Source organism: Streptomyces sp. NPDC079167, assembly GCF_040686735.1.
GTDB lineage: Bacteria > Actinomycetota > Actinomycetes > Streptomycetales > Streptomycetaceae > Streptomyces.
The window spans coordinates 1-9,562 of record NZ_JBFBLO010000041.1; the positions used below are offsets into that span (position 1 = coordinate 1).

The following is a 9,562-nucleotide window of genomic DNA, read 5'->3' on the forward strand; positions in this document are numbered from 1 at the left end:
ATACGTCGGAAGGTCAACGCGGCGGGCGCCGGTGCCGGCGAAGTACGCCGCCCAGTCCACTGCCGACCCGCGCACGTAAAGCTCGGCCAGCGCGGTGACCAGCGTCTGCGGCTCGTCACGGTCCTTGCGCAGCACCGGGGCGAACGCCGACTCCTCGACACAGTCCTGCCCCATCGCGGACAGCACACCGTCCGGACCCAACTCCAGGAACGCCGTCACGCCCTGGTCCTGAAGCGCGCGCATGCCATCGACGAAACGAACGGCTTCACGGACATGACGCACCCAGTACTCGGGGGTGCAGATCTCGTCGCCCGACACGACCTGACCGGTCACGTTGGAGACGATCCCGATCTCGGGCTGCTGGAAGGTCAGCGTCTCCGCGACCGCACGGAAGTCGTCCAGCATGGCGTCCATACGCGGCGAATGGAACGCATGGCTCACCCGCAGCCGCTTGGTCTTACGACCCTCCGCCTCAAAGTGAGCGGCGATCGCCAGAACAGCGTCCTCGTCACCGGAAACCACCGTCGCGGAAGGCCCGTTGAGCGCCGCGATGGACACGTCGCCGGTCAGCAGAGGCAGAACTTCGTCCTCGGTCGCCTGGAGCGAGACCATCGCGCCACCCGTCGGCAGTCCCTGCATCAGACGGCCACGCGCCGCGACCAGCTTCGCCGCGTCCTCCAGCGACAGCACCCCGGCCACATGCGCAGCCGACAACTCACCGATCGAATGACCCAACAGATAGTCCGGCCTCACACCCCACGCCGACACCAGGCGGAACAACGCCACCTCAAGAGCGAACAGCCCCGCCTGCGTGAACTGCGTCTGATCCAGCAGCTCACCACCCTCGAAGACGACCTCCCGCACCGGCCGGTCCAGATGCCGGTCCAACTCCGCACACACCACATCGAACGCATCCGCGAACACCGGATACGCCTCATACAACTCACGGCCCATACCCGACCGCTGCGCACCCTGACCCGAGAACAGCACGGCCGAGCTGCCCGACGAAACCGTGCCCCGGACCGTCCGGTCACCGACGACCACCGCACGGTGAGCCAGTGCCGCACGCGTCGTCACCAGCGAGAACCCGACATCCACCGGGTCCAGATCCCCGGCGAACGCCGACAACCGCTCCACCTGCGCATCAAGCGCCTCGGCCGTCTTCGCCGAGACCACCCACGGCACCACAGGCACCGATGCACGTGCCCCGTCCACCGGCTCCACCTCAGGAGCCTGCTCCAGGATGATGTGCGCGTTCGTACCGCTGATACCGAACGACGACACACCCGCCCGCCGCAGCTCACCCGTCTCCGGCCACGCCACCGACTCCGTCAGCAACTCCACCGAACCCGCCGACCAGTCCACATGCGACGACGGCTCATCCACATGCAGCGTCCGCGGCAGCACACCATGCCGCATCGCCAACACCATCTTGATGACGCCACCGACACCCGCCGCCGCCGCCGCGTGACCGATGTTCGACTTGATCGACCCGAGCCACAGGGGCAGGTCATCCGACCGGCGCTCCTGACCGTAGGTCGCGAGCAGGGCCTGCGCCTCGATCGGGTCACCCAGCCTGGTTCCCGTGCCGTGCGCCTCCACGGCGTCGATCTGGGCAGCTGAGAGGCCGGAGCTGGTCAGGGCCTGCCGGATCACCCGCTGCTGCGCGGGCCCGTTCGGCGCGGTCAGACCGTTCGACGCACCGTCCTGGTTGATCGCAGAACCGCGTACCACCGCCAGGACCTCATGGCCGTTACGCCGCGCGTCCGACAGCCGCTCCACCAGCAGCATGCCGACGCCCTCTGCCCATCCCGTTCCGTCCGCTCCCTCCGCGAAGGGCTTGCAGCGGCCGTCCGCCGACAGACCGCGCTGCCTGGAGAACTCCACGAATGCGGTCGGGCTGGCGAGCAGCGCGACCCCGCCGGCGAGCGCCATGGTGCACTCGCCCTGGCGGAGCGCCTGAGCCGCGAGGTGCAGGGCGACAAGTGACGAGGAGCAGGCGGTGTCGACCGTGACGGCAGGGCCTTCCAGGCCCATCATGTAGGCGATGCGGCCGGACACCACGCTCGTGGCGGTACCCGTGAGGAGATGCCCCTCGCTGCCTTCGGAGCCCTGAGCCACGCCGACGCCGTACCCGGAGGAGGAGGCCCCGGCGAACACGCCTATCTGCTCGCCGCGCACCGAGGTGGGGTCGATTCCCGCGTTCTCGAATAGCTCCCATGATGCTTCCAGCAGCAGGCGCTGCTGCGGGTCCATCGCCAGCGCCTCACGCGGCGAGATCCCGAAGAACCCGGCGTCGAACTCACCCGCGTCGTGGAGGAAGCCGCCGTGGCGGGTGTACGTCGTGCCGGGATGCGCCGGGTCGGGGTCGTAGATGCCTTCCAGGTCCCAGCCGCGGTCGGTCGGGAATTCCGAGATGCCGTCGGTCGCGGATACGAGGAGCCGCCAGAGATCGTCCGGATTCGCCACCTCTCCCGGGTAGCGGCAGCTCATACCGACGATCGCTATGAGGTCGTCGTCCTTCGTCGGCGCCTGGAACTCGGTGGCCGACAGCCTCGACTGTGTACCCGACAGGCCGGGCATCTCGTACCGGGCGGAGAGTTCGGCCGCGAGGAAGCGTGCAAGGACGGTCGGCGTCGGGTGGTCGAAGACCATGGTGGTGGGCAGCTGCAGCCGTGTCTCGGCGACGAGTGCGTTACGCAGTTCGACGGCGGTCAGGGAGTCGAAGCCCAGCTCTCGGAAGGCACGATCGGGCTCGACCCCGTCGGGCGACGCGTGCCCCAGGACGCCGGCGGCCAGGGATCGCACCATGTCGGTCAGCGCGTTGGTGCGCTCGGCCGGAGCCAGTCCTGCGAGTCGGTTCCACAGGGGCGAGTCGCCGTCCGCGCCGGAGGACGGGATGTCGGGGGCGGACGACGCGAGTGCCTCACGCACCTCGGCCAGTTCACTGATCAACGGGCGGCTGCGGGCAGCGGTGAACACAGGCACGAACCGCGCCCAGTCCATGTCCGCGACGGTCACCAGGGTGTCGTCCCGGTCGAGGGCCTGCTGCAGGGCCGCGATCGCCGGCTCGGGTGCCATGGCCCGGATCCCCAGGCGGAGCAGCTGTTCGCCTTCTTGGCCGTCGGCCATGCCGCCGCCCGCCCAGGCTCCCCAGGCGACCGCGGTCGCCGGGAGGCCCCGCGCCCTGCGGCGCTGTGCCAGCGCGTCGAGGTGGGCGTTGGCGGTGGCGTAACCGCTCTGGCCGCCGCTGCCCCAGACGCCGGCGACGGATGAGAAGACGACGAAGGCGTCGAGGTCATGCCCGTCGAGGAGTTCGTCCAGGTGCACAGCGCCTGCGACCTTCGCGGAGATCTCCTCGGCGAGGGTGTCGGCAGTGGCTTCGGACAGCAGAGTCGCGGTGGCGACACCTGCCGCGTGCACGACGGTCCGGAGGGCGGCGCCCGGGTAGTCCGCCGCCGCCGCGTCGCACGCTTCGATCAGCGCGGCAACCGCAGTGCGGTCGGACACGTCGCAGGCGACGACGGTGGCCTTGGCGCCGAGATCCGCCAGTTCGGCGACGAGTTCGGCCGCTCCGGGTGCGTCCGGGCCGCGGCGGCTGGTGAGGACGAGGTGCTCGGCACCGTTGCGGGCGAGCCACCGGGCCACTTGACCGCCCAGCGCACCGGTTCCGCCGGTGATGAGCGCGGTACCTTGCGCTGTCCATACCGGCCCTACCAGGTCGGGCCGGGTGTCCCGCACGAGGCGGCGGACGAACGCCCCGGAGGGGCGCACCGCCACCTGGTCCTCGTCGCCGTCGGCGAGGAGGCCGATCAGACGGGTGGCCGCACGGTCGTCCAGCGTCTCCGGCAGGTCCATGAGCCCGCCCCAGCGGTGGGCGCACTCCAGGCCGACGACGCGCCCAAGGCCCCACAGCGAGGCCTGGACCGCGCTGGCCAGCGGGTCGGAGCGGCCGACGGACACGGCGCCACGGGTGGCAAGCCACAGCGGGGCGTCGATTCCCGCGTCTCCGAGCGCCTGGACGAGCGCCAGCGTCGCTTTCATGCCGGCGGTGACGACCGGGTGGACGGGAGACGGCTGCTCATCCAGGGCCAAAAGCGAAAGGACGCCGGCGGGCTGTGCGTCCAGCCTGCTGACGTTGTCGAGCAGCTGGGCGAGCGAGGCCCGGTCGGCAGCAGCGGCGTCGGACTCGATCCGGATCACCGTGGCGCCGTGTGCGGTCAGCGCCTCGACCGTACGGGCGACGAGCACGCTGTCCATGTGCCCGGTGGGCACGACGACGAGCCAGTCGCCCGACAGCTGAGCCGCCGCCGGGGGGACGACGGGCTTCCAGGTGATGCCGTAACGCCACTCGCTCGCCGTGGAGTTGACGCGGCTCTGCCGACGCCAGGCGGAGAGTGCGGGCAGCGCACCAGCCAGCGCAGCGGAGTCCTCGGGACGTATGGCGTCGACGAGCGAGGCCAGATCCTCCCGCTCGACAGCGTCCCAGAACTGTGCCTCCGCCGGCGTGTTGCCCACCACAGCGGTTCCGCTGTCGAGCTTCATGGGAACGTGCGGCCAGTAGCGCTCGCGCTGGAAAGCGTAGGTGGGCAGTTCGACCTGGCGCGCCCCGGTGCCGGCGAAGTACCGCGTCCAGTCGATGTCCTGGCCGCGCACGTGGAGCTCGGCCATTGCCGTGACACAGGCCGACGCCTCGGCGCGCCCCTTGCGGAGGGCCGGAACGAACACGCGGCTTTCCGTATCCGCGGTGAGGCAGTCCTGTCCCATGGCCGACAGGACCCCGTCCGGACCCAATTCCAGGAAGGCCGTCACGCCCTGGTCCTGCAGGGTGCGTATCCCGTCGAGGAAGCGGACGGCCTGCCGGACGTGCCGGACCCAGTATTCGGGAGTGCGCATCTCGCGCGACGGAACGACCGCTCCGGTGACGTTCGAGACGATGGCGATCTCAGGCTGGTGGAAGGTGAGCGTCTCCGCGACCGCACGGAAGTCGTCCAGCATGGCATCCATACGCGGCGAATGGAACGCATGGCTCACCCGCAACCGCCTGGTCTTACGACCCTCCGCCTCAAAGTGAGCGGCGATCGCCAGAACCGCGTCCTCGTCACCCGAAACCACCGTCGCAGACGGCCCGTTGAGCGCTGCGATAGACACCCCGTCGGTCAGCAGCGCCAGGACTTCGGCCTCGGTCGCCTGGAGGGAGACCATCGCGCCACCCGTCGGCAGTCCCTGCATCAGACGGCCACGCGCCGCGACCAGCTTCGCCGCGTCCTCCAGCGACAGCACCCCGGCCACATGCGCAGCCGACAACTCACCGATCGAATGACCCAACAGATAGTCCGGCCTCACACCCCACGCCGACACCAGGCGGAACAACGCCACCTCAAGAGCGAACAACCCCGCCTGCGTGAACTGCGTCTGATCCAGCAGCTCACCACCCGCAAACACCACATCCCGAACCGGACGATCCAGATGCCGGTCCAGCTCCACACTCACGGCGTCGAACGCATCCGCGAACACCGGATACGCCTCATACAGCTCACGGCCCATACCCGACCGCTGCGCACCCTGGCCCGAGAACAACACCGCCAGACCGCCCGGCGCGGTCGTACCGCGGATGACACATGTCCCGTCACCGGAAGCGGCAAGTTCCCGTACGCCGTCCAGCAGGCCTTCGCGCCCGGCCGCGAGCACCACGGCCCGGTGCTCGAGGGCGGCGCGGCCGACGGCGAGGGAGTAGCCGATGTCGAGCGCGCCGGAGGGGCCGGCGGTCTCAACATGCGCCAGCAAGGTGTGGGCCTGTGTCTGCAGTGCCTGGGCGCCGGCAGCCGAGACGAGCCACGGGACGACCGGCGGGACCCAGCCGGGCTCCGCATCATCGGCGGCTTCGGCGCTGTCCCGCACCGGTGCTTGCTCGACGATGACGTGTGCGTTGGTGCCACTCACACCGAAGGACGACACACCCGCCCGGCGCGGCTGACCGGTCTCCGGCCAGTCCGCCTGCTCGGTCAGCAGCCGTACCGTACCCGCCGACCAGTCGACGTGTGGCGTGGGCTCGTCCACATGCAGCGTCTGCGGGAGCTGGGCGTGGCGCAGTGCCATGACCATCTTGATCACGCCTGCGACGCCCGAAGCGGCTTGTGCGTGACCGAAGTTGGACTTCATCGAGCCCAGAAGCAGGGGGCGGTCCTGGGGCCGGTCCTGTCCGTACGTCTCGACAACGGCCTGGGCCTCGATGGGGTCACCCAGAACGGTGCCGGTGCCATGGGCCTCGACGGCGTCGATCTGGGCGGGTGAGAGGGCGGCGTTCGCCAGTGCCGCGCGGATGACGCGCCGCTGCGAAGGGCCGTGGGGTGCTGTCAGACCGTTGGACGCACCGTCCTGGTTCACGGCGGAGCCCCGTACGACTGCCAGCACGTTGTGCCCGTTGCGAACCGCGTCGGACAGCCGCTCCACGAGGAGCACGCCCACGCCCTCGGCCCAGCCCGTCCCGTCGGCGGCCGCGGCGAACGACTTGCAGCGGCCGTCGCCGGCGAGGCCGCCCTGCTGACTGAACTCGGCGAACGCGCCGGGGTTGTTCATGACGGTCACACCAGCTGCCAGGGCGAGGGTGCACTCGCGCTGGCGCAGCGCCTGGACAGCCAGGTGAAGTGCCACGAGGGAGGACGAGCACGCGGTGTCGACTGTCACCGCGGGCCCCTGCAGGCCGAGCGAGTACGCGATGCGGCCGGATACGACACTGCCGGCGGTGCCGGTGACGTAATAGCCGTCGACGTTGTCGTCGGACTGCCGGAGGCTGGTCTCGTACCCGGAGCTCTGTGCACCGACGAAGACACCGGTCTGGGTGGAGTGGAGGGAGGTCGGGGCGATCCCGGCTCGCTCCAGCGCCTTCCATGACTCCTCGAGCAGGAGGCGCTGCTGCGGATCCATGGACAGCGCCTCGCGAGGCGAGATCCCGAAGAACGAGGCGTCGAAGTCGGTGACACCGTCGACGAAGCCCCCCTCGAAGGTCGTCGCGTTGGCGCCGCCCGCCTGGTAGAGCCCGTCGAGGTCCCAGCCGCGGTCGGTCGGGAACGCGTCCACCGCGTCGGTACCGGAGGCGACGAGCCGCCACAGGTCTTCGGGACTCGCCACCCCACCCGGGTAGCGGCAGCTCATCCCGATGATCGCGATCGGCTCCCTGGCGGCGCCGGTGAGCTGGGTATTCTCCCTCCGCAACCGGTCGACCTCTTTGAGCGACGCGCGCAGCGCTTCGAGAACCTTGTCACCCGAACTAGCCATCATGAACTCCACACTTCGCGCATCATCAGGAATCGCCGTTGCCCAGAGCCATCTGGATCAGGCTCTCGGCGTCCATCTCATCGATCGAGTCGTTGTCGTCACCCGCGGTTGAGGACGCACGTGCTCCGTCGTGTTCATCCGCGAGCGTCATCAAGGTGTCCAGCAGTCCGGCCGCCCTGAGCCGGTCCAGCGGCACGGTGGCCAGTGCACTGCGCACCATGGCCTCATCCACGTCGCCGTACGCGTTGGTGTCCTCACTGCCGTTCCGGCCGGCCTCCGGAAGCAGCTTGCTCCGCAGGTGGGCGATGAGGGAGTTGGGTGTCGGGTGGTCGAAGACGAGTGCGGCCGGCAGCCGCAGGCCGGTTGCCTCCGCGAGCCGGTTGCGCAGTTCCACAGCGGTAAGTGAGTCGAATCCGAGATTGCGGAAGGCCCGGTCGGGGCGTACCGCGCTCGGTGTGTCCAGCCGCAGCACGGTGGCCGCTCGCTCCTGGACGAGTTCAAGCAGCATGTGGTCCTGCTCCGGCCCCGACATCTCCCGCATGCGCCGGGTCAGCGCATCGGCCGTGCCGGCGCCCTCAGCCTCCGCGGTTTCGGCGCTGTCCTGCAGCGCGGCCCGCACTTCGGGCAGACCGCCGATGAGCGGGCTCTGCCGCAGGGTCGTGAACGCGGTGGCGAACCGGGGCCAGTCCACGTCCACCGTGACGATCGGTGGTTCGTCGTGTTCGATCGCCTGTTGGAGAGCGCTGACCGCCAGGCCGGGCTCCATCGGGGCCAGCCCCAGTCGGGTCAGCTGCTCGCCTGTGTCTCCCGCGGCCATTCCGCTGTCGGCCCACTGACCCCATGCCACGGACGTGGCGGCCCAGCCCTGGGCGCGGCGACGGTGAGCCAGCGCGTCGAGTGCCGCGTTCGCGGTCGCGTACGCGGCTTGGCGCGCACTGCCCCACACCCCGGCGATGGACGAGAACATGACGAAGGCGTCCACTGTTCCACCGAGCAGTTCGTCCAAGTGGGCGGCACCCGCCGTCTTGCCGGACAGGACCTCTGCGAACGCGGCCGGGTCCGTGTCCGCGAGAGCGACGCTGTCGCTGATCCCGGCGGTGTGGATGACGCTGCGGACGGGGCTGCCCTCCTGGCTCAGTCGTCCGACCAGCTCGGCCACTTGGGACCGGTCGGCGACATCGCAGGCGACGACGGAAACCTTGGCGCCCAGAGCCGTGAGCTCCACCTCCAGTTCTTCCGCGCCGGGCGCGGCGATGCCCCGACGGCTGGTCAGGACGAGCCGCTCCGCGCCCCGCCCGGCGAGCCACCTGGCCACGTGCCCGCCCAGGGCGCCTGTACCGCCAGTGATGAGAACGGTGCCTTCGGGCTTCCATGGAGTACGGGAGCCGGCCTCGTTCAGGGGTGCCCGCACCAGTCGGCGGCCGAAGGTGCCGGCCGGGCGCAGAGCCATCTGGTCTTCTCCGGCGGCGTCGGACAGGATGCCGCAGAGGCTGTCGGTCATGCGTGTGTCCACGCCGTCGGCCGGCAAGTCGATGAGGCCGCCCCAGTTGCCGGGCCGCTCGAGGCCGACGACCCGTCCCATCCCCCACACATGCGCCTGGGCGACGCTCACGGTGCGGTCGGTGGTGGCGCTCACCTGCACGGCCCCCTGGGTGGCGCACCACAGGGGAGCCTGAAGCTCCACGGCGTCGAGCGCCTGCACCAGAGCCAGCGTCGATGTCACGGCGGCGGGGACCGCACCGTGCACCGCGTCAGGGCTCTCGTCCGCCCCGAGGAACGACAGGACTCCCGACACCTTGTCGTCGCTCGCGTCGAGGAGCCGGCGGATGTGCCCGGTCAGAACGTCCCGGTCCGATTCTCCGGCGGCCACCACAAGAGTCGTCACGCACGCTCCGTGCTCCACCAGAGCCGCGTCACACGCATGGACCGTCGCGTCGTCGCGCAGTACCTCCGGGATCAGCACGATCCACCGTCCGGAAAGCCTGGCGGATTTCGCCTCGGCCAGCGGTGCCCAGTCGATGCGATAGCGCCAGCCGTCGATGGTGGCCCCGTTACGGCGGTCACGTCGCCAGGAGGCGAGCGCCGGCAGGACCGTCTGCAGGGCCACCTCGCTTTGCGTCCCGCCCAGAGTGCGCATGAGGGCGTCCAGATCCTCACCCTCGACGGCCGCCCAGAACTGGGCGTCGACCGGGTCCACTGTTGCCGCAGCGGGAGCGGCCGGCGCTTCGGGCCAGTAGTGCCGGCGCTGGAAGGCGTAGGTGGGCAGGTCGACATGGCGGGGCGT

2 protein-coding genes are annotated in these 9,562 nt (G+C 70.2%); both read right to left on the reverse strand.

Annotated elements, in window-relative coordinates:
• On the reverse strand, positions 1–7,278 hold a 7,278-nt coding region (locus tag AB0P41_RS35665), incomplete at its 3' end, for a type I polyketide synthase (RefSeq protein WP_365936159.1).
• Between the two features lie 25 nt (positions 7,279–7,303).
• A partial coding sequence (locus tag AB0P41_RS35670; RefSeq protein WP_365936160.1) for an SDR family NAD(P)-dependent oxidoreductase occupies positions 7,304–9,562 on the reverse strand: 2,259 nt, incomplete at its 5' end.